This is a genomic window from Shewanella decolorationis S12, from assembly GCF_000485795.1.
GTDB classification, from domain to species: domain Bacteria; phylum Pseudomonadota; class Gammaproteobacteria; order Enterobacterales; family Shewanellaceae; genus Shewanella; species Shewanella decolorationis.
This window is the reverse complement of the sequence record NZ_AXZL01000071.1, coordinates 109,678-133,868: the sequence shown is the minus strand read 5'-3', so window position 1 is coordinate 133,868 and position 24,191 is coordinate 109,678. Positions and strand designations below refer to the sequence as shown.

20 protein-coding genes are annotated in these 24,191 nt (G+C 47.2%); 7 read left to right on the top strand and 13 right to left on the bottom strand.

The window, feature by feature from the left end; all coding sequences use genetic code 11:
• Window positions 1–29 precede the first annotated feature (29 nt).
• The 5 genes from deoD to hinT all read right to left on the bottom strand — a co-directional run bounded on the left by deoD (window position 30) and on the right by hinT (window position 2,938).
• Window positions 30–734 (bottom strand): purine-nucleoside phosphorylase, encoded by a 705-nt coding sequence (gene deoD, locus SHD_RS15010; RefSeq protein ID WP_011717422.1) that lies wholly within the window; start codon window positions 732–734, stop codon window positions 30–32.
• 349 nt (window positions 735–1,083) lie between these two features.
• The gene (locus SHD_RS15005) at window positions 1,084–1,476 is read right to left on the bottom strand and encodes a YcfL family protein (protein WP_011623072.1); all 393 of its coding nucleotides are present in this window, start codon (window positions 1,474–1,476) and stop codon (window positions 1,084–1,086) included.
• A 130-nt stretch (window positions 1,477–1,606) separates the two neighbouring features.
• Window positions 1,607–2,071, bottom strand: coding sequence for a PaaI family thioesterase (locus SHD_RS15000; RefSeq protein WP_011623073.1), 465 nt, complete (start codon window positions 2,069–2,071; stop codon window positions 1,607–1,609).
• Window positions 2,058–2,585 (bottom strand): PaaI family thioesterase, encoded by a 528-nt coding sequence (locus SHD_RS14995; protein ID WP_011717424.1) that lies wholly within the window; start codon window positions 2,583–2,585, stop codon window positions 2,058–2,060. The genes SHD_RS15000 and SHD_RS14995 overlap by 14 nt, the downstream gene beginning before the upstream one ends.
• Window positions 2,582–2,938: a purine nucleoside phosphoramidase gene (hinT, locus tag SHD_RS14990; RefSeq protein WP_011623075.1), complete on the bottom strand. Its 357-nt coding sequence runs from the start codon at window positions 2,936–2,938 to the stop codon at window positions 2,582–2,584. Before hinT ends, SHD_RS14995 begins: the two co-directional genes overlap by 4 nt.
• A gap of 145 nt (window positions 2,939–3,083) precedes the next feature.
• Here hinT and SHD_RS14985 point away from each other — a divergent pair, with 145 nt between their 5' ends.
• Window positions 3,084–4,850: a M61 family metallopeptidase gene (locus tag SHD_RS14985; protein WP_023267888.1), complete on the top strand. Its 1,767-nt coding sequence runs from the start codon at window positions 3,084–3,086 to the stop codon at window positions 4,848–4,850.
• A 125-nt stretch (window positions 4,851–4,975) separates the two neighbouring features.
• On the opposite strand, the gene SHD_RS14980 is transcribed toward SHD_RS14985, so the two are convergent.
• Window positions 4,976–5,611 (bottom strand): LuxR C-terminal-related transcriptional regulator, encoded by a 636-nt coding sequence (locus tag SHD_RS14980; RefSeq protein WP_011717426.1) that lies wholly within the window; start codon window positions 5,609–5,611, stop codon window positions 4,976–4,978.
• 296 nt (window positions 5,612–5,907) lie between these two features.
• Here SHD_RS14980 and SHD_RS14975 point away from each other — a divergent pair, with 296 nt between their 5' ends.
• The gene (locus SHD_RS14975; RefSeq protein ID WP_023267886.1) at window positions 5,908–6,654 is read left to right on the top strand and encodes a cytochrome b/b6 domain-containing protein; all 747 of its coding nucleotides are present in this window, start codon (window positions 5,908–5,910) and stop codon (window positions 6,652–6,654) included.
• A gap of 70 nt (window positions 6,655–6,724) precedes the next feature.
• On the opposite strand, the gene cctA is transcribed toward SHD_RS14975, so the two are convergent.
• Together cctA and htpX are read right to left on the bottom strand one after the other, a co-directional pair.
• Window positions 6,725–7,075, bottom strand: a complete 351-nt coding sequence (gene cctA / locus SHD_RS14970) for a tetraheme c-type cytochrome CctA (protein WP_039978509.1) — start codon at window positions 7,073–7,075, stop codon at window positions 6,725–6,727.
• A 326-nt stretch (window positions 7,076–7,401) separates the two neighbouring features.
• Complete coding sequence (htpX, locus tag SHD_RS14965; protein WP_011717429.1) at window positions 7,402–8,265, bottom strand: protease HtpX; 864 nt, start codon at window positions 8,263–8,265, stop codon at window positions 7,402–7,404.
• 286 nt (window positions 8,266–8,551) lie between these two features.
• Here htpX and pepE point away from each other — a divergent pair, with 286 nt between their 5' ends.
• The 3 genes from pepE (at window position 8,552) to SHD_RS14945 (ending at window position 12,887) form a co-directional block, all read left to right on the top strand.
• Window positions 8,552–9,262, top strand: coding sequence for a dipeptidase PepE (gene pepE / locus SHD_RS14960; protein ID WP_023267883.1), 711 nt, complete (start codon window positions 8,552–8,554; stop codon window positions 9,260–9,262).
• Between the two features lie 449 nt (window positions 9,263–9,711).
• Window positions 9,712–11,250 carry a glucan biosynthesis protein G gene (locus tag SHD_RS14950; RefSeq protein ID WP_052031047.1) on the top strand — a complete coding sequence of 513 codons (1,539 nt, stop codon included), beginning with the start codon at window positions 9,712–9,714 and terminating at the stop codon, window positions 11,248–11,250.
• Between the two features lie 668 nt (window positions 11,251–11,918).
• On the top strand, window positions 11,919–12,887 hold the full coding sequence (locus SHD_RS14945; protein WP_023267881.1) for a DUF3187 family protein: 969 nt from the start codon (window positions 11,919–11,921) through the stop codon (window positions 12,885–12,887).
• Window positions 12,888–12,958: 71 nt separating this feature from the next.
• On the opposite strand, the gene bioD is transcribed toward SHD_RS14945, so the two are convergent.
• The 4 genes from bioD to bioB all read right to left on the bottom strand — a co-directional run bounded on the left by bioD (window position 12,959) and on the right by bioB (window position 17,197).
• Window positions 12,959–13,654, bottom strand: a complete 696-nt coding sequence (bioD, locus tag SHD_RS14940) for a dethiobiotin synthase (RefSeq protein ID WP_023267880.1) — start codon at window positions 13,652–13,654, stop codon at window positions 12,959–12,961.
• A 54-nt stretch (window positions 13,655–13,708) separates the two neighbouring features.
• Window positions 13,709–14,536 carry a malonyl-ACP O-methyltransferase BioC gene (gene bioC / locus SHD_RS14935; protein ID WP_023267879.1) on the bottom strand — a complete coding sequence of 276 codons (828 nt, stop codon included), beginning with the start codon at window positions 14,534–14,536 and terminating at the stop codon, window positions 13,709–13,711.
• A gap of 170 nt (window positions 14,537–14,706) precedes the next feature.
• Window positions 14,707–15,927: an aminotransferase class I/II-fold pyridoxal phosphate-dependent enzyme gene (locus SHD_RS14930; protein ID WP_023267878.1), complete on the bottom strand. Its 1,221-nt coding sequence runs from the start codon at window positions 15,925–15,927 to the stop codon at window positions 14,707–14,709.
• 217 nt (window positions 15,928–16,144) lie between these two features.
• On the bottom strand, window positions 16,145–17,197 hold the full coding sequence (bioB, locus tag SHD_RS14925; RefSeq protein WP_023267877.1) for a biotin synthase BioB: 1,053 nt from the start codon (window positions 17,195–17,197) through the stop codon (window positions 16,145–16,147).
• Window positions 17,198–17,319: 122 nt separating this feature from the next.
• On the opposite strand from bioB, the gene bioA reads away from it, so the two are divergent.
• Entirely contained in the window at window positions 17,320–18,678 is a 1,359-nt protein-coding gene (gene bioA, locus SHD_RS14920) for an adenosylmethionine--8-amino-7-oxononanoate transaminase (RefSeq protein WP_023267876.1), read from the top strand.
• Window positions 18,679–18,948: 270 nt separating this feature from the next.
• Window positions 18,949–20,550 carry a methyl-accepting chemotaxis protein gene (locus tag SHD_RS14915; RefSeq protein WP_023267875.1) on the top strand — a complete coding sequence of 534 codons (1,602 nt, stop codon included), beginning with the start codon at window positions 18,949–18,951 and terminating at the stop codon, window positions 20,548–20,550.
• A gap of 49 nt (window positions 20,551–20,599) precedes the next feature.
• On the opposite strand, the gene SHD_RS14910 is transcribed toward SHD_RS14915, so the two are convergent.
• The gene (locus SHD_RS14910) at window positions 20,600–24,040 is read right to left on the bottom strand and encodes a hybrid sensor histidine kinase/response regulator (protein ID WP_039978497.1); all 3,441 of its coding nucleotides are present in this window, start codon (window positions 24,038–24,040) and stop codon (window positions 20,600–20,602) included.
• Between the last annotated feature and the right edge of the window lie 151 nt (window positions 24,041–24,191).

Below are 24,191 nucleotides of genomic sequence, written 5' to 3'. Positions count from 1 at the left end.
ATGCGAAAGGTGCAAGGTTAGCGTGTGACCTAATTCAGCGCAGTCGCGAGCGCGAGTTCGATCATATTATTGAAGGATAACTGGCGTTCTTCGGCGGTGGTTTCCTCACCCGTTAGGCAGTGATCGGATACCGTGAGAATGGCCAATGATTCAATGCCCTGTTGATGCGCTAAGCCATAAAGACCCGCGACTTCCATATCGATACCCAACACCCCAAAACGCTCCAGTGCTGGGATCATATCTTCGTCGGGATCATAATAAAGATCGCCACTAAATACGTTGCCAACTTTCACGCTAATGCCTTTTTCATTGGCTTGGGTATAGGCTTTGTGCAGTAAGGAAAAGGTGGCCGAGGTAGCCATATGATAGCCACTGCTACGCTTGGCATTCGTGGGTGAGTCGGTACCCGCTGCTTGCGCTAAAATCACATCCCGCATTTGCACGTGTTTTTGGGTTGCGCCTAAACTGCCGATACGAATGATGCGCTTCACACCAAAAAAATTAATCAACTCATGGCCATAGAGCACCATTGAGGATATCCCCATACCGTGACCCATCACAGAAATACGCTGCCCTTGGTAATAACCTGTGTACCCCAGCATATTGCGAACGTTGGTGACTTCGACGGCATCGGTAAGGTAGGTTTCGGCAATATATTTCGCCCGCAGTGGATCGCCGGGCATAATAACAGTTTCAGCAAAATCAGTAGGTTGTGCGTTAATGTGCGCGGTCATAGGTCTATCCTCATCTAATAATATGCTGATAGTAGTGCTCAACCCTGAAATAGTTTTAGGACTAAAGTCCGCTTTTCTGTCGCGGCTAGGTCTTTTCCGTCGAACTGAGTCAGTTATCGCAATTTTGCTTCTCGGCCTAGCAACCGTCACGGGACAAACTCATCTCGCACAAACGAGCAGAAGGAAGATGGGTTGGTGAGGATGAGGATAGATAAAATCAAAAGACTTACGTCTCAAAAACGTAAGTCTTTATCAATGTGGCGTAAATCTTTATCAATGCGCGTTAACTTAGCTTTGAAGTGCCAAATGCTCTAACGCGATAGTGACAACTAAACCCTATGATTCAAGCTTAGTTTGAATAGGTCTCGCGCACATAAACATCGAATTTCGCCACTTGTGCATTTGGGGCCACGGCAGATACTTGCAGCTGTTGTTTACCGTGTAATTTCACCGATTTCCAACTGGTGGCTTCATCTTCGATGGTAAAGCCGCTGGCATCATACCAAGTGAACTTATATTGCACTCGCATATCGCTTGAGGACTTGCTGACAATCAACGCCGAACCTTGGATAAGATCGCCAACACGGCGCGCCTCAACCCCTTCAACACTGATATCACGGGCAAAACTTTTGCTATCGACGCGGGTTTCTCCCAGTGAGTTCACCGAAATGCCCGCCGTATTAGTACAGGCACCGAGTGTCAGTGCTGCTGCCAAGATTAATCCACTGTAAATTGCTTTCATTTTGTTTTCCCTCACTCACAAAAACCTAGGTGCCGAACAACGGATGGGCAATGACACTACGCGACGCCAGCTGAACTTATGCTTAACATAGTCATCGGCAAAACCTGCCCATCCTGCCCCGCCCTCGCGATTAATCGATTAAAAAGTGCGCCCTTGCGGTAGCGATCAACTGCTTACGATTGGTTTGCCAACAATTGATATTCACGTTGGCGACCCGTCGCCCCTGACGGGTGATACGGCATTCGGCAAAGCTGTCCTTATGCAGGCCTGCTCGTAGGTAATCAATCGAGAAATCGACTACCTTTGGCACTTTTGCCGTTTGCATAAACACCATTAATTGCACTATGGCTGACATTTCCATAAAACCAGCAATTACCCCACCATGAATCGCGGGCAGGATGGGATTACCGATATTGTCGTCCTTGGCTGGGAGTTTGAAAATCAGCTCGTCGCCAAAGCGCTCGACCTTCATGCCAATAAACTTAGCATAAGGTACATGTTCGAGTAGATGACCAAAGTCGTTCAGCTCGGTGGCGCGTTTTACAATCCCCTGCACATCGAGGGTTTTCTGCTCGGTCGGCTTATTTGAGTTCATCTGTCTCTCCTAAAGGCGGCACGGCTTCTCCCATCAAGGCTTGTCTAAAGGCATCGCCCACCATTTCGGGACTAATACGCATAAAGGAGCCCACCGCATGGGCAATGGGGTCATCGATGCTGTCCTGATAGGCGATGGCGCGGGTAAAGGCGATATTGGATGACAATTTATAGCACTCGGCAAAGCCATAAACTGGCTTATGGGGCTGCGCGGGTTTCATATAATCGACCCGCAAGTCGAGGGTGGGCGAAATCTCTAAGGATTGATATTTTTGAAAAATCGCACTCACTACCGCGCTGCCACAGGCGGTATCCATCAGGGTAGTGATCACCCCACCGTGGATAACCCCCGTATCGGGATAACCAATTAACTCAGTGCTGTAGGGCAACTCAATCAGTACATGGTGCTCACTGGCTTCGAGCACGGTTAACCCTAAGCGACGGCACTGGGCGAGCTGATCGACAAACCGCTGCGCCATTTGAGTTAGCGGGAAAAACTCGGGATTGACCTTCATTGACCTTGGCTCAGCATGGGTCCCAGTGGCTCTCCGCCAACGAGATGAATATGGATATGGTACACTTCCTGTCCGCCATGTTTATTACAGTTCATGATCAAACGATAACCGTCTTTGGCAATCCCCGCCTCTGCTGCCAGTTTGGCCGCCACAGTCATCATCCGGCCGAGTGCGGGTTCATCCGAGGCTTTCATATCGTTTGCGGTTGGGATCAAATGATTCGGCACAATCAAAATATGGGTTGGCGCCTTTGGCGAGATGTCTCTAAAAGCGGTCACCAGCTCGTCTTGATACAGAATATCGGCGGGAATTTCGCGGCGGATAATTTTGCTGAAAATGGTTTCTTCGGCCATGGGGAGTCCTCCTTGGGTTAATTGGGATAGTATACTAGCAATTCAACGCTTTGTGTCTCCAGATATTTTGCGTTTCATTTGCCTGTTGTGCGCATTTTTGGCAGCATGACGCCCATTAAAACGCAGCGGTTTTACAGGATAAATTATGATCCACTATCACATCATTCCCGTCGATCCCAAGGCGCACTTGTTCGCCGTCACCATGACGGTACAAACGCCTCATCCTAAGCAAGTTTTTAGCCTGCCAGCGTGGCTTCCTGGCAGTTATATGGTGCGGGACTTTGCCAAGAATATTATCGACCTTAAAGCCACAGGCGCTAACGGCGAGCCGCTTACGCTCACTCAGCTGGATAAACAAACTTGGTCGGTCGAACATCAAAGCACCCAACTCACCTTAACTTATCAAGTTTATGCTTGGGACTTGTCGGTACGCACCGCACACCTGGATATGACCCACGGTTTCTTTAACGGTAGCAGTGTATTTTTAGCCGCCCACGGCTTTGAGGTAGGCTTACACACAGTAACAATGGCGGCGCCGACTGAGCCGAGTCTCAACGAGTGGCGCCTTGCCACCAGCATGACACGCCAAAGCGGGGACGAATTTGCCTTTGGTGAGTTTTGCGCGCAAAGCTATGACGAACTTATCGATCATCCGGTAGAAATGGGTCTATTCACCCACGCCAGTTTTGAAGCCTGCGGCGTCAGACACGATATCGTGCTTAACGGTCGCCACCGCGCCCATATGCCGAGGCTCTGCCAAGATTTAAAGGCCATTTGCGAGTATCAAATCAAACTGTTTGGCACGCCTGCGCCCTTTGAACGTTATCTGTTTATGACAACAGTGCTCGACAATGGCTTTGGTGGTTTGGAACATAGGGCATCTACGGCACTCATGTGCTCACGCAAGGACTTACCGCTATCGATGGATGCGCCGATTAATAACGACTATCGCACCTATTTATCGCTCTGCAGCCATGAATATTTCCACAGCTGGAACGTCAAGCGCATCAAGCCAGAATGCTTCCTACCCTATCAACTTGAGGCGGAAACCTATACGCCACAGCTGTGGGCCTATGAGGGCATCACCTCCTATTATGATGATTTCCTAACCTATCGCGCAGGCTTAGTTGATGAACAAAGCTACTTAGATATGCTGAGCGAAACCTTTACAAGGGTGTATCGCAGTCAAGGCCGCTTTAAACAAAGCATTAAGGACTCCAGCTTTAACGCTTGGACTAAGTTCTATAAGCAGGATGAGAACGCCCAAAACGCCATTATCAGTTATTACACTAAGGGCGCCCTGTTTGCCCTGTATCTTGATTTAACCCTAAGGATCGAAACCCAGGGTAAATACAATCTCGACAATGTGATGACCATTTTGTGGCAGGAATATGCCCTACAAAATCGCGGCACCACAGACGAATGTCATCAAATGATTGTTGAACGTTTATTGGGCCGAGATTGCCAAGATCTCTTCGCCTATTTAGACAATACCGACGATATTCCACTGGCACCATTACTTGCCGAGTTTGGGGTTGAATTGACTCTTCGCTCCAGCCAAGGCGCGCAGGATGTCGGCGGAGGCTCAGCCAAAGGGTATGAGATTGCCTTTGGCGCTAAGACGCAAGCCGCACCAATGGGCCTTAAAGTGACCACTGTCGCCCAAGGCAGTCCGGCGCACCTTGCGGGTTTAAGCGCCGGAGATATCTTAATTGCGGCGGATAATCTGCAGGTGACAGGCCAATTTGAAGCGCAGCTTCAGCAATATCCACTCGGACAACGCTTAAGTCTACATTGGTTTAGACGCGATGAATTGATGACGGGAGAACTGATTATTGCTGAGGCGCCAAAAGATACAGTTGCCTTAAGCATCACAGATAAAGACAAACTGCAGGCTTGGTTAGGTCGTTGATCTTTAATGTATTAGTCTTTAACCCATAAAGCACAAAAAGGGGCAATCGTATCCACGATTGCCCCTTTTTATTTGATTCTTGTTTGCTCAATTGAATATTAGCTTAGCGACCCATCAACAATGGGTTACACCACCACATCGTGTAAATAGGTTTGCGCCCAAGCTATGGCTTGACCACGGCTCGACACACCAATCTTACGGAATACACGGTATAAGTGAGTTTTAATGGTGCTCTCACTCACAAACAATTGGTTGGCGATATCGAGGTTAGTACTGCCCGACAGCAGGGCTTGTAACACTTCGCGCTCACGGATGGTCAATGGCTCGGTATCTTCGAATAGTCCAAAGTCATCATTCACCCCGTTCACCAATTGGATAGGGATCACTCTGTGTCCGCGCAGGATGTTGGAAAGGCCAAGGCTGATTTCAGTCAGTCCTGCATCCAGATAAAACACCCCTGCCGTAGTCGAGGCTTGCATCAGGAAGCGGGCATCAACTTGTTTAGGGAACTGGATATAAACGACTCGCACACTCGGATGTTCGCGGGCAAGCAAGCGTTGAAATTGATAGGCTTTTTGAAGATCGACGGTGGAAAGATCAATCACCACCATAGAGGCTTGGTTATCTTTGATTTGATCGCACATCTCATCCGGGCTGACTTGCGACAGCTTAACGAGAAACTCCTGCGGCCAGCGTCCGGCCAGCAATTCCATCAGAACTTGCGATCTTGACACTACAATCCAATGTAATATTTTGAACATCCTGCTCACTCCCTGTCTGGTTAACGATTATTCATTTTGAGAGGAGAAACATCTCTCAATACCACTTCAACATCCGTTCAATAGACTTCCGAGTCTACCGTGCACACGATATTAGCATTAGATAAAACAGATTAAAAAGACTTACGATAAAAATATTTACCGTACGCAAATCAAAAACTTCTGCAACTTTAGCACTGAGCATTGTCAATCAGAAGGCTGAATTTAAACTGAAAATAATGCGCTATTTTGAATAGAAAGGCGTAAGATCAAATCAACACAAATCATAAGGAAATACCATGTCCAACCCGCAGCCAAACTCTATTGAAATGCAGTCCTATCGCGTGTGGGACAGACCTACGCGTCTGTTCCACTGGATTAATGTCATCCTCGTACTCGCCCTGCTTATCGTTGGCGGCATGATGATGTTTCGCAGCGACTTAGGCATTACCGAACTCTCCGGCAAAATTGGGCTTAAAACCCTGCACGTCATCATTGGCTATGGCTTTGCAATTAATTTACTGATCCGCCTGGTTTGGGGTTTTATGGGCAATAAATACGCTCGCTTTAGTCATATGTTCCCCAATGCCAATAGCAAGGCCGAGTTACAAAGCTATAAAGCGGAACTTGCCGCGGGTAAAAATCCCCAGTATCTAGGCCACAATCCTAAGGGGAAATTCGCCGTACTCGCCATCATGCTCTTGCTAGTCACCATAATGATCACAGGCCTGATCCGCGCAGGTACTGATATTTACTATCCGCCGCTCGGCAGCACAGTACAAAGCTACTTAGCTGCAGTGGATGTTGAGCCAAGTAGTTTAAAACCCTACGATGCCACAGGCGTAGATACCGATAAAGCCAATGCTATCAAGCCCATGAAGGGACTGGCAGGTGAAGTACACGTTTACGCCGTGTATTTATTAATGCTCCTTATCGTGCTGCATGTGTTTGCAGTGGTCTATACCGAAATCAAACGTCAACCCGGGATCATTTCGGCCATGTTTTCCGGCAAAAAACTGATCCAAGGACAACCCAAGGACGAGTGAGATAAATCATGCATATAAAAAAACGCCAGCAATTGCTGGCGTTTTGATAAAAGTAACACAGAAATAATGTTTATTTCTTCAGAATGGTCGCTGGAGTACGGCCATCATCGTGGCAGCTTTCACAGGTAGGTTTTTGACCTACGTTCATATCGTGCACCGCATGGCAGTCAGCACACACTAAGTTGCCGTCATGTGGCTTGTGTACTGCGTCCATCTCAGAAAGCTTACCGTGGCAGCTTTGGCATTGTTCGAATTCGTAGGCACCATCAGCCGAAGGCGTACCATCTTTATGGCAGCTTTCACAACCACCAGATTCTGCGTGGAAGTCTGATAATTTTTGATCCGCGGCAAATGCAGTTGGTGACAGCGCCAGCGCTGCAAGACTTGCCCCGAAAAGCGCACTTAATAGTTTTTTGCTCACAATTGTATCCTCCAATGGCGATTGACAGTGGAAATTCTTGTCAGGGGTGACTTCCATCTTGCAACCTAATATAAATAGCACGACTCGATTTAACTTAGCTAAGGATTGAGTAATAAGCAACCCAATCTAACGCAAAGCAACTTTATCAATATACTCAAGGGTAAAATGTGCGCTGCATCATGTAACCACATGCTTATATAAGAGTTTTACATCGACTTAACCTATCGCTCACAACTAAAAACAGCCCTAACCTAATCCGCTAAAAAAGAAAAGCCCCAATAAAAAAGGAGACCCTTGGTCTCCTTTTGATTCGCTTTTAGACTCAATTAACGAGTTTGCAAAGCTGCAATACGCTTCTCTAACGGTGGATGGCTCATCATTAACTCAGCCATTGAACGCTTGCCGTTAATACCGAAAGCTGACATTTGTGCTGGCATTGCCGAGCTTTCAGGGCCTTGGCGTAAACGCTCTAGCGCTGCAATCATCTTATGTTTGCCCGCTAAACGCGCCGCACCTTCGTCTGCACGGTATTCACGAATACGTGAGAAGTAAGCCACGATAATTGAGGCCAAAATACCAAACAACATGTCGAGGACAAATACCACTGCCATATAGGCGAACATACCTAAACCTTCGCCCTCTTCATCGTTGCTCGAGACGAAGTTGTTGATAATGCCCGCAACAACACGTGCTGCGAAGATAACAAAGGTGTTCACCACGCCTTGAATTAAGGTCAAGGTTACCATGTCACCGTTAGCAACGTGGCTCACTTCGTGGGCAAGTACGCCTTCAACTTCGTCTTGGCTCATGCCATACAAGAGGCCGGTACTCACGGCAACTAATGAGTTGTCTTTACTTGGACCAGTAGCAAAGGCGTTCATCTCTGGCGATTGATAAATCGCCACTTCTGGCATTTTAATCCCAGCTTGTTGCGCTTGACGGGCAACAGTGTCTAATAACCAACGTTCAGTGCTGTCACGGGGAGTGGTGATCACTTCACAACCCATAGTCTTTTTCGCCATCCATTTTGAAATGGCCAAGCTGATGAAGGCTCCGCCGAATCCAAAAATTGCAGCGAACACAAGCAGTCCACCCATAGTAGACGTGTTCACGCCCAGAATAGACATCACAATTGAGGCTACCAGCAGTACAGCTAGGTTAGTCGCAATCAATAAAAATATACGCTTCATATCAGCTCCTTTACGGCAAACATATGCCATTTACTTTTACTCAAAGACATAATATGTCCAAAAAATCGAAATTCAAGGGGTAAAGATAAGAGTTTTTCTACTCGCTAATTTTCTCTCAGTTTAGACATTGCCTTTCATGGAGCGAGAGTCTAGGGACAGTGCATTAATCCAAACTTAAATCTAGGCGCTGTCAGCGTTACAGCCAAATTCATGTGTGTTTATCTATGTTTATCGCGATTAAACTTTGTTAACATGCCAGCACATTCCGAGATTTCAGGATAAAAAAATGACGATCAATGCCCTACTGCTTAGCAGCTCCCGTGTCGCAGATACACCTTACCTTTCCCATGCGATTCCCTTTATCAAGCCGCTCACTGCTAATGCCCAAAAATGGATTTTTATCCCTTACGCTGGTGTAAGCATAAGTTATGACACTTATTTGGCCTCAGTCGTGGCTGGCTTAAGTAAACTTAAACTCGATATTAGCGGCATTCACCAGCATCCTGAACCACGGCAAGCGATTAAAGATGCCGATGGGATTTTGATTGGCGGCGGCAATACCTTCCATTTATTGCACGAGCTCTATAAGTACGATTTAGTGCATCTTATCCGTGAAGAAGTGCAAAATGGTAAACCCTATATTGGTTGGAGCGCGGGCTCTAACGTTTCAGGATTAAGCATTCGCACCACCAACGATATGCCGATTATCGAGCCACCTTCATTTACCGCCCTGAATATCGTGCCGTTTCAGTTAAATCCACATTATTCGAACTATCGCGCTCCGGGACATAACGGCGAAACCCGCGCCCAGCGTTTACTCGAATTCACCCGCGTCGACCCCATCACGCCGGTTGTGGGTATTGTCGAAGGCAGCGCACTCTGGCGTCAGGGAGAAACACTATCCTTGCTTGGTGACAATCCCGCTTATCTCTTCTGCGGTGAACAGCAAGAAATCCCAATCCCGGTTGGCAGCGATTTATCCCATTTGCTGAAATAAGATCTATGCGGCGGCATTGCCTAAGCTAATCTGCTATCATCGGCCACCGAGTATGAGTTTGTCTTCATGTTGGCTGGCCGAAAAAACGCCACAAAATGTCAAGTTAAAACGGCGACAATGTCTCGCGCGTTGAAGAGCTAACTCCATAAAACTCCAAGTAATAACACCTTCAAGAGAGTGTGTAACAATACTTATTCTGTGGGAGAAAAGACTTGCGCCACTTAAGTATCTGCACTAATTTCGTTGTCGAACACTTTGATAAACAAGATTAAATTATTATTCATCCCTGAGTACTTTCCGTACAAATGCATTCTAAGTTGCTTATAAATTGGGAGTTTTGGGCTGTTCATTAAGTGCGAGTCTCTTGCCTTAGCCCATTTAAGTGAGGAGTTTCTATTTTGCTGCAGCATGTAAAATTCAATGATTTCGTCCCTGTTACGCCACAAAAAATGACTCAACCGAGATCGAAATTCGTTCTTGGCTCTATGCTTGCTTGTATGCTCGGCATAAGTAGCCTTCACCCAGCCTATGGCGCTGATAGCTCCCAAGAGAAAAATGCCAAAACGTTTACCCATGAAACCGTGGTTGAACTCGCACAAAAACTGGCACAAAAACCGTTTAAAGAAGCAAGGAAAGCCCCAAAAGAGCTAATCGATCTTGATTACGCCACCTACGGCAAAATCAATTATCAAGAAAACGCCGCAATTTGGGGTGGAACGCCGACTAAATTTTCGGTGCAACTATTTGCCCCAGGCTTCTTATATAAAAACCTTGTCGATATTGATGTGGTTGAAAATAGTCAGGCCATTCCTATCGAACTAACTGAATCCTCCTTTAGTGTGCCAAACGGTATTATAGAAAAATTACTGACTCAGGTTGGCCAATATGCTGGTGTACGCCTGCACTACCCGATCAATGATGATGAGGTAAAAGACGAGTTCATCATGTTCCAAGGTGCTAGCTATTTTCGAGCGCTGTCCAAAGGACAAACCTATGGTTTATCTAACCGCGGATTAGCTATCGATGTCGCTCAACCTAAAGGTGAGGAATACCCATTATTTAAGCGTTTTTGGGTAGAACGCCCCTCTAAGTATCAAACGGCGATTGTGGTCCACGCACTGCTGGATAGTCAGAGTGTGACAGGGGCCTATCGTTTTGGCATTTATCCTGGCGCACCGACGCGAGTAGACGTGGATGTCACACTCTTTCCCCGCCGTGATATTACCCATGTAGGGCTTGCGCCACTGACCTCAATGTTTCTCTACGGTGGTTTAGATACGCCGGATAAGCCAGATTATCGCCCTGCTGTGCATAACTCTGAAGGGTTACAAATTGATCGGGGTAATGGTGAACGTTTATGGCGCCCGCTCAATAACCCTAATAAATTACAGATCAGCGCCTTCGGTGACGAAGATATTAAGGGTTTTGGTTTAATCCAACGCCATCGTAATTTCGACTACTACCAAGATCTGACCGCGAACTATCAACAACGTCCTTCCGCTTGGATTGAGCCGCTTAACGATTGGGGTAAAGGTCAGTTAGTACTACTTGAAATCCCATCGAGCGCCGAAACCAATGACAATATAGTCACTTACTGGGAACCTCAGGGAGGATTAAAGCAAAGCGTACCTTATCATTATTCCTATCGCATCACAGCGTCTAACGATAGTCCAAGTGCAGCGACTAAGGCGCGTGTTATCCGCAGTTCCAAGGGACAAAAGCAATCCAAAGGTAAAGAGTTGCTTATCGATTACAGCAATATCAAACCACAAGATATTGAAAAAATTGCTATTGATGCCAGTATTAGCAAAGGCAAAATTCTGTCTTCTCGCATAGTGGCGCACCCAGATATTAACGGTGCCCGCGTATTCGTCACCTTTGAACCTGAAAGCACCAATGTAGCAGAACTGCGTATTCAACTGCGAAAAGATGAAAAACCAGTCGCCGCGACTTGGCTATATCGCTGGAACAGTGACGATTGGCCTTAGGCCGATAAACTAAGACTCGATTTGTGCTTTGCTTAATACTAAAAAAACGCCGGAAATCCGGCGTTTTTTATGGGTAAATAAATATTTCTACACCCAGGTTAATAGCCTTAAGGTTAACTGGTTTAATATTTTGATGACTTATCACCGTATTTGTAGAATAAGTAGGATTATTTTTATCTAACAAAAATAGGGATTTTCAGTTCCAGTTTTTGAACCTTATTTAGCGACTATTAACATTTACTCACCAATCCTACAGCGTTATATTAGTTCCTCAAAACAACTGAACACTTGCGAAAATCACGTTTTAACAAGATATCTACCTATTCTCCCTATTATTAAGTGTTTAGTTATTTCGCATCATCAATATGTTAGAGAAGAAATGAAGTTACCGACATTAAATGCTGCGTATTTTCGTAGGCCAACGACAATATTGTTAAGTATAAGCACATTACTTGTCTTATATTATTTATTACCAATGATTGGGCGAGTACTTTGGCTTGCATTAGTATTACTCTGCTATACGCTGATTTAAAATGTAAGCAAAATGCTAATGTTGTGACAAATGTTAACATTCATCTTGATATTCTCCATTTATCTCGCTCGATAATGCTTAGTTTAATCAACCTATCAACTCTAGATAACTCATCATCTAGACGGATATTTAAGTGATGCCGTTTTCAAACCTAAAACTAGCCTTTGCGCTTTCTTTGCTGTTTGTCCCGAATGCCTTCGCTACTACCGTCGATTTTAGTAACTATGGTCCTTTACGCACCTACGCACAATCACCGACTCAAGCGGGCAGTTTAACGCCGATGTTAAGATCTGGGTTTTCATTACCTGAAGGTCAAAAAGAACTGCACTTATCCGCAAGTGCGGCCAGTGTTTGGGCTGAAACCGATGACTATTTTGCAGATTATTACCACAACATCCTAGAAGGCGGACTCTCTTGGCAAATTACGGATAAATGGTTGATTGACACCAGTTATCACTGGCGTTTTAGTGGCGATAATCACTTAGACTCGGTGACCATTTGGTTTCATGATGCATTTGGTTTTAGTCAAAATGGTCGTGAAAATACCGCAAAACACCAAAATCAAATATTTTCCAAAGATGGTATTAATCAACCCAATATTGCGGATAAAACGCTTAATAATGCGATTATACTTTATGTTGGTTATCAATTAGTTGAGAACCAACATCAGGGTTTATCCTTAGGTGGTAGCTTATACTATAACTATGTCGACTCAGGCCCTTTTGAAAATGAAGCCTTTGAACAAGCGTTGCAGTTAAATTACAGCTTTCGTTACAAAAAACATCATTTTCATTCAACCGCTGCGGTCAGTTTTAAACAGGGAACTGAAGTGCTCTCGGGGATACGCTACGATAATCATGCCTATTCAGTCAATCTCGGCTATGAATATATTGCTGGACGTCATGGTTGGTTAATAGAACTGCATCATTATCAGGGATTATTAGAAACTGAAAATGATTTTTCTAAATCTTCAAATGAAATCTTACTCGGATACCGTTACTACTTAGACACAAGTGCAATTGAGTTATCTATTATTGAAAACTATTTCAATATGGATAACAGTACCGATATTGCCTTTAGTCTTGGCTATCGCGTTAAATTATAAATAAAAACTATACTCGCTAACAGAGGCGATATAGCCTCTGTATTTAAATCAAACTTATTATTTGAATAAGCTTATTTCAGCAATAAGAGCTGGATATCGATAAAATGGGCGGCATGTTCTGCATCAGCCTGTTTAAGATGCGGAATACAACCAAGGAAAGGCGATGTCATCATCTCTTTAAGCGATGCTAAGTTTTCATCAAACACGCTCATATTGGGATCGACGCAATTTGCCACCCAACCCGCCACGGTTAAGCCATCGGCGATTATCGCCTCTTGGGTTAATAACGCATGATTTAAGCAGCCCAGTTTCATTCCCACAACCAAGATCACTGGCAAATTAAGTTGCTGCACTAATTCCGATAAATAACGCCCGTCCCCTAAGGGCAAACGCCAACCACCCGCACCTTCTATCAAGCAAAAATCTGCCTGCTCAAAGGCTTGTCTATCTAACTTTGCCAAAATCGCCTCGGGAGATAAGTTAACCCCCAGCTGTTTTGCGGCAATATGCGGCGCGATGGCGGGTTCAAAGCTTATCGGATTGACCTGTTCATAGTTGAGCTTTAAAGATGAGGCCGACATCAGTTTTAACGCATCACTGTTACGTAAGCCCTGCTCTGTGGTTTCACATCCCGAGGCCACAGGTTTGACCCCCAGGCTTAAGTGCGCAGCGCCTGTGCGAGCAGCTTCACGATTGAATGCGGTTAACAGCGCCGTCGACACTAAGGTTTTACCGCTGTCGGTATCTGTACCAGTTACAAAAAACATGCGTTTTCCTTGTTAATCTGTTGGCCAATCATGCGCCAAACCGTTGCTAGAGGCTTATACCGAGCAACCTTGGCGACGCACACGAAATTGGGCGATCTGATAGGTTAAAGGCAGACCCTGAGCCTCACGGAATAGTTCTGCGCGCTGCAGTAATGCCAGCCAATCGCGGCGGCCACGCAACTTGCTCGAGTGAGTATCAGCATCTGAAGAGTTTTCGGTCTGTACGTATGATTGCACCGATGCGCCCACGCCCTTAATGGAATAGAGCAAGGTTTTAAGATCGTGAAAATAGACGGTCATTGGCACAAGTTGAACATCAAAGAGTTGCCAATCAGAGGTATCAAAGGCGGCTTTTAAGCTTCCAAGGGATTGAAAACCGTTCACCCTCAAACCAAGATGGGATAACTGCGCCAAGCTGCCTTCTGCCACGATACTCAGGTGCGCTTCTCCTCCAGCTTTTAAGACTCTAGCCATTTCGCTGGTCGCAGCCGAAAAATCCTGGCACCACTGCAGAGCCAAATTAGAGTAAATACTATCGATACTCCCATCGGCAAAGGGGAGTTGCTCGGCATTACCACACACGCATTGGTGGCGAGGGAAAGTCGCTTGAAGTTGTTGCAGCATCCCGAGGGCGATATCAAGGGCATAAACCTTGATATTGTCACCCACTGCCTGGTCAGCAAAATCGGTCCCCGGCCCCGCGCCAATATCAAGAATTGCGCCTGTGGCAGCAAATCCCTGCAACAAACTCGCACCGCTTAAACGCTGTAAACAGTTATGTTCTTGATAGCGCTTGGCCGCAGCAGAAAACCTATCGGCAATATGCTCGACCTGACTGGCAGACTGATGGGAATTAACACTCACGCCAAGCGGCATAGACATCACAGATTATTCTCACTTTTACATCAAACTTTTACTTAGAAGCTTTTACGTTCAAGCTCTTACTTTCAGACTCTTATCTTCAAGCTCTCAATACTCGAGCATTTCAAGAACTCAATACCGAGCATTGAAGTGCCCTGCCATTCACCTAATATTGTGAATCAAGTACTGGCTTACCGTTCAGGCCGCTCAGAAACCCTCGGCAGTGCGCATTCCTTCAGCACAGTGGCAATACTACTGACGCAGCGCCTTATTGCCGCCTCACTATGGGATGCGCTTAAGGTGATGCGCAATCTTGCCGAGCCGACCGGCACTGTGGGTGGACGAATGGCGCCGCCCCAAATGCCTAATGCCTTAAGTTTTTCCGCCACCAGCAAGGTTTGCGTCGCATCACCAATAATCAAAGGTTGAATTGCCGTGTCACTTCCTAGGAGTGGAATATCCGCATCTTGGCACAACTGCTTGAACAATAAGATATTGCGCTGCAATTTTTGCTTAAGCTCAGGATGGGTCTCAGCGTATTCAACAGCGGCCAAGGCAAGCGCCGCATTAGCGGGCGACAGCGCCGTAGAATAAATATATTCCCGTGCATTGCTGACCAGAAATTCAATCAACTGCCGACTCCCGAGGATCGCGGCGCCCTGACAACCTAACGCCTTACCAAAGGTCACGATCTGGATATCGATAAGGTTTGAAGCTGGAGCCGATTCAACTTGAGCACTCACAGCATCCACCACGCCAAAGCCATGGGCATCATCGACAATCAACCAAGCATTATGTGCCCGGCAAAGGCTGGATAAGGCCATAATCGGCGCAATATCGCCATCCATGCTGAACACACTCTCAGTGATAAGGGCAGATACAGCATTCTTTTCTAATAAACGCTCGGCACTTTCGATGGAATTATGTAAAAAGCGCTTAAAATCCGCGCCGCTGTCGAGCAATCCATCAATAATCGATGCATGGACCAGTTTATCGGCCAGTACCACATCCTGCTTATCGAACAAGGTCTTACACAAGGTAGTATTGGCGCTGAACCCTGAGCTAAAGAGTAGTGCCGCCTCAAATCCGGTAATCTGGCACAGCTTAGTTTCTAGCGCCAAATGCGCCTCGGTGTAGCCCGTCACCAGTGGTGATGCGCCGCTACCCACGCCATATTGCTTAGCGCCCAGGTGCAGCGCCTCGACCAATGCGGGAGCACGGGATAGGCCTAAGTAATCATTACTGCTGAAGTTAAGATAGTGCTGCTCCGCTAAGCCAAACTGAGGGTCATCCTTACTGAGTGCTGCCGCGCTCGACAGCGCCTGACGCTGCCTAAGCAAACCTTGCTCGGCTAACGCCTGCTGACGGGTGAGGATTTTTGAACCCAGTTTTGAGGTGACTGATGAACTCATTTTTTCTTACTCAACTTGTCTTGCTCAATTTTTCTTGCTGTGCATTTTACTTTGCAGACTTACTCGGCGTCTTGACTGGTTTTTCGCCCAGTCTCGGCATAACGACGGCTCAAATGCTCGCTGAGTCTCCCCGCCCGCATTACCTTTGGGGCCTGCGCTTCGCCTTAACGAAGCGCAAGTCCAACGTAGCGATTTTTACTGTAGCGATAAATCTTAGTTACAGCGCCGCCGCATCATAAAACTGTGCCGATGCTTTATCTTGGTGAGCCGCGGCTTTGGCTAATACTGCTTGTTCATCATCGATAGTCGCGACAGCGCCCTGCTCAGGGCGTAAACCCAGACGGCGGAACAGGCCCATATCATCACTTTCTTCAGGGTTTGGTGTTGTCAACAGCTTGCAGCCGTAGAAAATCGAGTTCGCGCCCGCAAAGAAACACATGGCCTGCAGTTCGTCAGTCATGTTTTCACGGCCCGCCGATAAACGCACACGGGACTTAGGCATTAAAATACGCGCCACGGCGATGGTACGGACAAACTCCAGCGGATCTAAATCATCGAGTTTTTCGAAGGGGGTGCCCGCCACTTTGACCAACATGTTAATGGGCACAGAATCGGGATGCTGAGGCAAATTCGCCAGTTGTTGCAATAGACCCGCTCGGTCGGTGGCCTTTTCGCCCATGCCAACAATACCGCCAGAGCAAACTTTCATGCCCGATGCGCGCACGTGACTTAATGTATCTAAACGGTTTTGATAGGTACGGGTGGTGATCACATCGCCGTAGTATTCAGGCGAGGTATCTAAATTGTGGTTGTAGTAGTCAAGGCCCGCATCGGCCAGCTCATTGGCTTGCTCGGCACTTAACATACCTAAGGTCATACAGGTTTCCATACCGAGGGCTTTCACCTCTTGCACCATTTGCTTGAGGTATGGCATGTCTTTATCTTTCGGGTTACGCCAAGCGGCACCCATACAGAAACGCGAAGCGCCCGCGGCTTTAGCACTGCGTGCTTCGGTCAATACGGTTTCCATCGCCAATAGGCGCTCTTTTTCAAGGCCAGTGTCGTAACGCGCACTCTGCGGACAATATTTACAATCCTCAGGACAAGCACCGGTTTTGATCGACAGTAATCGGCTGATCTGCACTTCGTTAGGATCGTACACTTCACGGTGGATACTGTGTGCTTTAAATAATAAGTCATTCATCGGCAGCGCAAATAAGGCTTCGATTTCTTCCCGCTTCCAATCATGACGAACTTGCAACTGCGACATTGAACACCCTTTTATTTTTGTATTTTACCTTGGCTAGGATAACCTCAGCCCTTAAACTGTCAACGCCAACCAGTGACACAGGTTTACCACTGATTAATTTTCAATCAACACTGTGAGATTTTATGCGCAATTTACTCGATTTTGATTTTGATAGCGCCCATATTTGGCATCCTTATACCTCCATGACCCGCGCACTTCCTGTTTTTGGGGTACACAGTGCCCAAGGCTGCGAGCTGGAATTGGTCGATGGCCGTAAGCTTATCGATGGCACCAGCTCCTGGTGGGCCTGCGTGCATGGCTACGGACACCCGGCGATATTAACGGCGATGGAGCGGCAGCTGCACCAACTCAGCCATGTGATGTTTGGCGGCATTACCCATGAGCCCGCCATTACACTCTGCAAAAAACTGCTAGCGATGACCTGCGAGCCCCTCACTAAAGTCTTTCTCTGCGACTCAGGCTCGATTGCCGTCGAAGTCTCCATCAAAATGGCGCTGCAATATTGGCAAGGGCAAGATTTGCCTATAGCGCAAAAAGCCCAAAAACAGCGCATTCTTACGGTGAAGAAGGGTTACCATGGCGATACTTTTGCCGCCATGAGTGTCTGCGATCCCGAAGGTGGCATGCATATCATGTTTGGCGAGGCCGTCACGAAACAGTGTTTTGTCGACGCGCCGCAAACCCCCTTCGGTGAGCCATTACGCCAAGATGATTTAGCGCCAATGCAGCGCATTTTACGCGAGCAACATCAAGACATTGCCGCCGTAATTATCGAGCCGATTATGCAGGGCGCTGGGGGAATGCGATTCTACAGCGGCGAGTATTTACGTGGCCTACGTACCCTGTGTGATGAATATAATGTGTTGCTTATTCTCGATGAAATTGCCACGGGTTTTGGCCGAACTGGTAAGTTATTTGCCTATGAACATGCCGACATCACGCCCGACATTCTCTGCCTAGGCAAAGCCTTAACGGGCGGTTATATCAGCCTTGCCGCCACATTATGCACGGATAACGTCGCCCAAGGCATTAGCCAATCACCCGCCGGCGTCTTTATGCATGGTCCCACATTTATGGGCAATCCCCTTGCCTGCGCCGCCGCCTGCGCCAGCTTAGATTTAATCAATCAGCAGGAGTGGCCTGCACAGGTTGCCGCCATCGAGCAGCAAATGCAGCGCGAGCTTGCCGATGCCATCGATATTCCCAGCGTGAAAGAGGTGCGCGTGCTCGGCGCGGTGGGTGTGCTCGAAATGCACCAAGCGGTCAATACCGCCGAGCTGCAGCAGCAATTTGTCGACTTAGGCGTATGGGTTAGACCCTTTGCCAACCTGATTTATATTATGCCGCCCTATGTGATAAGTTCGGCTCAGCTGACCAAACTCACCCAAGCGATGAAGCAAGTGGCGGCCACCATCACACCGCCCAAGCATAACCTAGATGAGTTATCCGCAAGTCAAGACATCACCATCAGCCACGGCTAGCGAATCTCGGCATCGTAGTGGTGAAAGCCACAGCGATGCCTTGATTGTGAACATCAATAGACTCTTTCCCGCCTATCACCGCCTCACATCATTTAATTAAATTCTTAATTAAGATCTTTTTATTTAAGACATTTTTTAATATGTTAACTGGAAATTTTGTCAAAGATGGCAATGCTTATATCGCTTAAACAAACAAAATATTCCCATTAGCATAGATAAATACCTGAACTGAGGAACAGCCTAGGGTGCGCGATAAAATAAGGAGATTATATGTTCAAACTCGCTGATATCTCTGTGAGTCGAAAACTGATTCTGCAAGTCATTACAGCTCTCATCGGGGCGTTAATTCTACTAACGCTTTCAGTCACTACCTTAAAGCATAATTTAGTCACAGAACGCGAAGCCCGGCTAAACGCAGTGCTGAGTCTCGCCCTCAGTCGAATTCAATCTTTAGAGCAAACCTTACCCACTGAACAAGCCCAACAAGCTGCGAAAGACATGCTCAACAATATGCGCTTCGATGGCGACAATTACCTGTTTGTGATTGATGAATCTCGCCATGTTGTAGTGCATCCCATCAAACAAGAACTCGTTGGCCAACAAATGGGTAATAACGGCAGCGAGCAATACTGGTTTGATATGGTCAAACTCGGTCGTGATGGTCAGCAGGGAATGCTCCAATATCCATGGGTAACCAACTCAGGTAAGAAAGCGCAAAAAATGTCCTTAGTCGTGGGATTTAAACCTTGGGGCTGGATTATCGGCTCTGGTATGTTGCTACAAGACATCGAAAATACGATTTGGCATGAATATTTGCTGATGGGAAGCACCACATTGGGATTGATTTTAATCATGGCCTTACTGGGATATGTTATCAGTCATTCCATCACTCGGCCCTTAGATCAAGTCAATAAGGCAATGAAGACTATTTCCAAAGGGGATCTCACGACTCGTTTAAGTGTGGAGGGTAAAGACGAGCTTGGGAGTTTGGCCCACAATATTAACCAAAGTATGGCAGCTATCCGCGCAGCGCTAACAGAGGCCAGTGCGGGAGCAGATAATGTCGCCCAAGCGGCTTCACGCATCGCATCAACCGCCGAAGAAACCAATCAAGCGGTAAACAATCAGCGGGACCAACTCGCCCAATTAGCGACGGCAATGAATGAGATGAGTGCCACCATTGCCGATGTGGCCAATAATGCCGAAAGTACCGCTAAAGATACCAAAGAAGCCACATGGGAGGCCGGACTTGGCGATAAGGACGTGCACGCCAGTGTCGATGGTATTCATGCGCTTGCCAAAGAAGTGGAACAAGCCACGCAGCAAGTGAACAAATTAAAAGAAGAAGTGATGCAGATCAGTGAAGTGACGGCGGTGATCAGTGCCATTTCGGATCAAACCAATTTATTGGCATTAAATGCCGCGATTGAAGCAGCTCGCGCTGGTGAGCAAGGTCGAGGGTTTGCTGTAGTGGCCGACGAGGTGCGGCAATTAGCCAGCAGAACGAGGCAATCCACGGAAGAAATCCAAAATACGATTTCGCTACTCCAACAACGCGCAGTCAGTGCCGCTAATGCGATGGATACCAGCCGTAATCTTGCCGAAAAAAGCGTTGGCCAGTCTGCAAAAGCGGGAAATGACTTATCGCTTATCGTGGCCCATATTAAACATGTAAGCGATATGGCAACCCAAATCGCAACCGCGGCCGAAGAGCAAAGTGCCGTGGCAGAAGAAATGAACCGTAACGTCTGCGGGATTAATAGTTCAGCGCTTGAAGTATCTGAATCAGCCACTTATCTTGCTCAAGAAAGCGAAAGCCTCGCTGAGTTATCGCTTAATCTCAATACCAAACTGGCGGCGTTTAAGCTCTAAGTTCGATGCAATTCATTAACAGGCCAACATCCTTATGCTGGCCTATTATTTAACGACTCGCCTTGACTAGGCTCGAAATCAATGCCCGCAGCGCCGCGGGTTTAATCATTTTCGCCATATAGTGATAACCACGGCGCTGCACATCTTCCACCAGCTCTTTGCGAGTATTCGCCGTGATTAAAATGCCCGGTAACTCTTTTCCATAGAGCGCACGGATCCCATCCATCGCATCGACACCATTTTGGCCATCGTCCAAGTGGAAATCCGCTAAAACAATATCCGGCGCCACCCCTTTTAGGCCTAACTTTATGCGTGCATCGGCTAAATCCTTTGCACAAATCACCTCACACTGCCAGCGGCTGAGTAGACTCTCAAGCCCCGCCAGAATGGCCTCTTCATTGTCGATACATAGCACTTTAATGCCAGACAAAGGTTGTAATAGCGATGGTAAGGCCTTCACCTGTGGCTGACGCACGGTTTCCCCTAAAGGCACACTAATAGAGAACACCGAACCACGCCCAAGTTGTGAGGACACTTCAATACTGTGATTGAGTACCCGGCTGATCCTATCGGCAATCGCCAGACCTAAGCCAAGACCACTCACACTTTTACTACGCGGATTATTTAAGCGTTTAAACTCTTTGAAGATTTCACGGGTTTCGTGTTCATCAATACCACAACCCGTATCGACCACTTGGATCTCTAACTCACTACCGCGATGGCGACAACCAAACAGCACCCGCCCGCCTCGGGCATAACGGTAAGCATTGGTTAAGAAGTTTTGCAGTACGCGCCGGAGTAACGAAGGGTCAGAGTTAACCGTCGCGCTACAGGGGATCATCTTAAAACGAATTTGATTATCCGCCGCCATCGCCTCAAATTCGACCGATAACCCATTGAGCAGCTCGGATATCGCAAAGTCGCGGCGATTGACCTCCACCATGCCGGAATCGAGCTTCGAAATATCCAATAAGTCGGTGAGTAACTCGCCCGCGGTTTTGAGCGAGCTATTCACATGGGATAAGGTCGTACGCGCCTCGCGGTCCAAATTAGGGTATTGGGACAAAGAAGCAGTAAACAATCTCGCCGCATTTAAGGGTTGCATTAAATCGTGCCCTACCGCCGCTAAGAATCGACTCTTAGAAGCGTTCGCCATTTCTTCCTGCGCTTTGGCCTCAAGTAACTCACTGTTTAGCATGGCTAATTCGTAGGTACGCTCTTTAACACGTGTCTCAAGGGTTTCATTCGCTTCGAGTAGAGCGCGTTCCTGCTCGCGGTATTGGGTAATGTCGGTAAAGGTCATCACAAAGCCGCCATCAGGCATTGGATTGCCTTGAATTTTTATCACTTTGCCGTCTTTGCGTTGCCGCTCTGAAGTATGCGGCGTGCCATTACGCATATGCTGCACGCGTTTTTCAACCTGCGACTCAATATCGCCCTCGCCGCAATATCCCCGCGCCGCATTAAAGCGGATGACTTCACTGATGGGCATTCCTTGCTGCAAAAAGCCTTCAGGATATTGATATAACTCGACATATTTGTAGTTCCATGCCACCAAGTTGAGATCACTGTCGATAACACTCATCCCTTCGTAGGCATGTTCGATAGCACCACGCAGCATATCTTGGCTGAGCATAATTTTGGACGAAGCTTCATCCACTAGACTAAAGACTTCATCCAAGGCCAAGTCGCGCCCCTGTAAAACCGAGTCCATTACCAAGGAGGCACTCGAAGCGCCAAGTACCCCAGCGAGTAAACGCTCGGTATGGGCAATAAGTTCTGGCGTCGCGGCCTTATGCCAACTGTCACTTTTAACGGCTTCAGTAGAGAATCGACTAAAGCTTTCATAGGCGCGGGTTGGACTAACAAAGCGACTGGCTAAGATCAATAAATCCTGCTGGGAGATAGGGCCATTTTTTTTATTAGCATTATTTTTAAGCTTACCGGGGCTAACAAAGGCGCTGGCTTGAATACGCTCGGCTACCCCCGCCCTAAACCAAATCGAGCCCAACATATAACAGGCAATATTGGCAAACAAGGCCGTAAGCGCATCGCGCACATTAGGCGTAATCGCATCTAACAGGTCGATATTGCCCGACACTAAACTTGTCGCGCTTTGGCTATTTGTCATGCCACTGAGCATGATGTAAAACCACAAGCTAAAACCGACAGTTAAGCCTAAAAATACCCCAGCACGATTACCGTGTTTCCAGTAAAGTCCGCCAACAAGCGCTGGCGCTAATTGGGCAAAGGCGCCAAAGGATAACATCCCAAGGTGTGATAGCGAATCGCTGTCAGCCAGTGCCAGATAACTACCGTAACCCAACCCAAGGATGATGACGATGGCTAGGCGGCGCGCATTTAACAGCATCTGCGAAAATTGACTGAAGTTTTTCTCACGGATATTACCCGTGCGTAGCATAACAGGCACCAACCACTCGTTACTCACCATCACGCTTATAGTCACTACCGCCACAATCACCATCCCCGTCGCGGCAGATAACGTACCTAACAGCGCAATCACGGCGAGCAGAGGGTGATCCAACGCAAGCGGTAAATTGATCACATAAGTATCAGCAGCAACGCTATCGCCGAGGATCAATTTACCCGCTAAGGCCAATGGCCCAACGAATAAGCCAAACAAAGCTAAATACAGCGGGAATAACCAGCGTCCCTTGGACAACACAGATTCATCGGCACACTCCACCACCATCACATGGAATTGCCGTGGCATACATAAAAACGCCGCCATGCCGACGAGTAGCTCAGGCATTAAGGCTTCGATTCGAGGATTTGGGTAATTAATTAAGGCTTTTTCGCTCGCCTGCTGCCAGATATCACCAAAACCGTCGAACACCCCAAAGCTAATCACAATCCCAACCAGCAAAAACGCCGCGAGTTTGACTAAAGACTCGAAAGCAATCGCTAACATCATGCCGGGATTATGCTCGGTGGCGTCGAGCTTACGCGTTCCAAATAGAATGGCAAAAATCGCCAGCAATGCAGTGATAAGCAAAGGGATAGTAATGCCGTTTAAAGGATCGTCTGCGGGCTGAAACAGGTTAAGGCTAAACACCATCGCCTTAAGTTGCAGGGCAATGTAGGGCATGATGCCAAATAACGCGATGAGGGTAACAATGGCCGCTAAGGTTTGTGACTTACCGTAACGGGCGGCGATAAAGTCGGCGACCGAGGTAATATTTTGCGCCTTGGACACGAGGACCATCTTGCGCAGCATACCAAAACCTAAGGTGAAAATAATGATAGGACCGATAAAAATCGGGATGAAGGACCAAAAATCCTTAGCCGACTGTCCAACCGTACCTAAAAAACTCCAGGAAGAGCAATAAACCGCCAGACTTAAGCCATAAATGCCGACCTGCAGCTTCTTGGTCACGCCGCTAAACCAACGCTCCGCGCCCCAGGCTAAAAGGAATAAAAGTGAGACATAACAAATAGCAATAACGGCGACGACTAAGGTTAGATTCATATTTTTGCTCTTTTTTCCATTATTGTGCGATAAATAATGGCTGAAATCTAGCCAGATTTTCGAATGCAACAGACTAAATATAAAGGAGATTTTAAAACTAGACCAAGGTCTAATGGAGTTGCCAGCCCCTTGCATACCATACTCAGACTAC

Bases quoted from the DNA above. Each gene is read 5' to 3' on its own strand.
- deoD (WP_011717422.1), bottom strand. From the start codon at position 734: ATGACCGCGCACATTAACGCACAACCTACTGATTTTGCTGAAACTGTT.
- SHD_RS15005 (WP_011623072.1), bottom strand. From the start codon at position 1,476: ATGAAAGCAATTTACAGTGGATTAATCTTGGCAGCAGCACTGACACTC.
- SHD_RS15000 (WP_011623073.1), bottom strand. From the start codon at position 2,071: ATGAACTCAAATAAGCCGACCGAGCAGAAAACCCTCGATGTGCAGGGG.
- SHD_RS14995 (WP_011717424.1), bottom strand. From the start codon at position 2,585: ATGAAGGTCAATCCCGAGTTTTTCCCGCTAACTCAAATGGCGCAGCGG.
- hinT (WP_011623075.1), bottom strand. From the start codon at position 2,938: ATGGCCGAAGAAACCATTTTCAGCAAAATTATCCGCCGCGAAATTCCC.
- SHD_RS14985 (WP_023267888.1), top strand. From the start codon at position 3,084: ATGATCCACTATCACATCATTCCCGTCGATCCCAAGGCGCACTTGTTC.
- SHD_RS14980 (WP_011717426.1), bottom strand. From the start codon at position 5,611: ATGTTCAAAATATTACATTGGATTGTAGTGTCAAGATCGCAAGTTCTG.
- SHD_RS14975 (WP_023267886.1), top strand. From the start codon at position 5,908: ATGTCCAACCCGCAGCCAAACTCTATTGAAATGCAGTCCTATCGCGTG.
- htpX (WP_011717429.1), bottom strand. From the start codon at position 8,265: ATGAAGCGTATATTTTTATTGATTGCGACTAACCTAGCTGTACTGCTG.
- pepE (WP_023267883.1), top strand. From the start codon at position 8,552: ATGACGATCAATGCCCTACTGCTTAGCAGCTCCCGTGTCGCAGATACA.
- SHD_RS14950 (WP_052031047.1), top strand. From the start codon at position 9,712: ATGACTCAACCGAGATCGAAATTCGTTCTTGGCTCTATGCTTGCTTGT.
- SHD_RS14945 (WP_023267881.1), top strand. From the start codon at position 11,919: ATGCCGTTTTCAAACCTAAAACTAGCCTTTGCGCTTTCTTTGCTGTTT.
- bioD (WP_023267880.1), bottom strand. From the start codon at position 13,654: ATGTTTTTTGTAACTGGTACAGATACCGACAGCGGTAAAACCTTAGTG.
- bioC (WP_023267879.1), bottom strand. From the start codon at position 14,536: ATGTCTATGCCGCTTGGCGTGAGTGTTAATTCCCATCAGTCTGCCAGT.
- SHD_RS14930 (WP_023267878.1), bottom strand. From the start codon at position 15,927: ATGAGTTCATCAGTCACCTCAAAACTGGGTTCAAAAATCCTCACCCGT.
- bioB (WP_023267877.1), bottom strand. From the start codon at position 17,197: ATGTCGCAGTTGCAAGTTCGTCATGATTGGAAGCGGGAAGAAATCGAA.
- bioA (WP_023267876.1), top strand. From the start codon at position 17,320: ATGCGCAATTTACTCGATTTTGATTTTGATAGCGCCCATATTTGGCAT.
- SHD_RS14915 (WP_023267875.1), top strand. From the start codon at position 18,949: ATGTTCAAACTCGCTGATATCTCTGTGAGTCGAAAACTGATTCTGCAA.
- SHD_RS14910 (WP_039978497.1), bottom strand. From the start codon at position 24,040: ATGAATCTAACCTTAGTCGTCGCCGTTATTGCTATTTGTTATGTCTCA.